This window comes from Pseudomonas sp. Irchel s3f7 (genome assembly GCF_900187615.1).
Taxonomy (GTDB): domain Bacteria; phylum Pseudomonadota; class Gammaproteobacteria; order Pseudomonadales; family Pseudomonadaceae; genus Aquipseudomonas.
This window is the reverse complement of record NZ_FYDO01000064.1, coordinates 1-1,649: the sequence shown is the minus strand read 5'-3', so window position 1 is coordinate 1,649 and position 1,649 is coordinate 1. Positions and strand designations below refer to the sequence as shown.

The window sequence follows — 1,649 nt, the reverse complement described above, 5'->3', positions numbered from 1 at the left end:
CCCTCCGTGTCAGGCTACCTGTCACCCTTGTTGATTGACTCATTCATTCAAGAGGGCGAAGGTGCATAACAATGTCCAATCTAGGCAAACGCTACGACGACGACTTCAAAGATTGGGTCGTCTTGCAAATGATGCCGCCTCTAAATCGCTCAGTGGCAGAACTCGCCATTGCGCTTAATCTCACGCCTCAGTCACTGCGAAACTGGAGACAAATGGCTAGAGATAAAGGTTTGATCGTGCCGGGAAATGGCAAGACCAGTGATCAATGGTCCAGCGCCGATAAATTCAATGCTGTCATGGAAACCGCACCGTTGAGTGAGGTTGAGATTTCTCAATATTGCCGAATCAAGGGCATTTATCCTGAGCAAATCCAGCAGTGGCGCGAGGCGTGCCAAAACGCCAATACCCTTGCTGATTTGAAACCTAGTGCAGAAAGAACTGCCGAGCAGCGGCGGATCAAAGATCTGGAGCGTCAGCTGATCCAATCCGATGCAGGACGTGCGGAGGCGGTGGCTTTGCTGGAGCTCAGAAAAAAAGCCAATGCGATCTGGGGCAAGGACAAGGAAGACTGATCAGCGCCTCTGATCGTACGCAAGCCATGAAGTTGATTGCTGAAGCGGTGTTGAGTGGGGCTCGTCGATATCGAGCGTGTAATGAGCTAGGGCTGAGCCTGCGTACAGTTCAACGTTGGCGACACGCCTGCTGCGATGGGCGTCTACTGGCTCAGCGAGCAGCGCCGTCGAACAAGCTCAGTGAGGCAGAGCGCCAAGCGGTGCTTGATGCTGCCAATCAGGCTGGCTACGCCAGCCTCACCCCACACCAAATCGTTCCAAAACTGGCCGATGAAGGTATCTACCTCGCTTCAGAGTCGACGTTTTACCGTGTGTTAAAAGCCGCTAATCAAAACGTGCGTCGCGGCCGAACCAAAGCCCCGAAACGCAAGGTCCTGACGACGCATCGCGCTGACGCTCCCAATCAGGTTTGGTGCTGGGATATCACTTGGCTACCCAGCACTGTCAGAGGTCGTTTTTTCTACTGGTACATGGTCAAGGATGTCTACAGCCGCAAGCTGGTAGCCAATGAAGTGCATGAGGTGGAATGCGCCGAACACGCGTGTGAGCTGCTTAGAAAGGGATGCTTGCGTGAACATACAGCGGGTCGACCGTTGGTGCTGCACTCGGATAACGGCCACGTCATGAGAGGTTCCTTGTTACGTGAAAGCATGGTTGCCCTGGGCGTCGAGCCGTCCTTTAGCCGGCCAAGGGTGAGCAATGACAACGCTTACGCCGAAGCACTTTTTCGTACCGCAAAGTACTGCCCGCTCTGGCCGGATCAACCATTTGATACGGTGACTGAGGCAAGAATTTGGGTGCAGGGATTTATCGAGTGGTACAACGAAGATCACCGCCACAGCGCCCTGAAATACGTGACGCCAAACCAGCGGCACGAAGGCAAAGCAACGGCTCTATTACAAGCTAGAGCAATGCTTTATGAAAATGCCAAGGAAGCTAATCCGAGCCGCTGGAGCACTCGAACACGCAACTGGAAGTTGGCAGATGCTGTGTATTTAAACCCAGAGCGCCCTGAAATTAAGAGCGCAACGGGCTAGCAACTGTAAGACAAGGTGACAGGTACCTTGACACGTACCG

Annotated in this window: 1 protein-coding gene; it reads left to right on the top strand. The window is 53.5% G+C overall.

The annotated features are described in order from the left end of the window. Positions 1-71: 71 nt before the first annotated feature. Positions 72-1,609, top strand: a protein-coding gene (locus tag CKW19_RS28180) for an IS3 family transposase (protein ID WP_371856329.1) whose coding sequence is annotated in 2 segments (ribosomal slippage) — positions 72-522 and positions 522-1,609 — 1,539 coding nt in all. Because the reading frame shifts where the segments join, the coding sequence is not laid out codon by codon here. Positions 1,610-1,649: the final 40 nt, after the last annotated feature.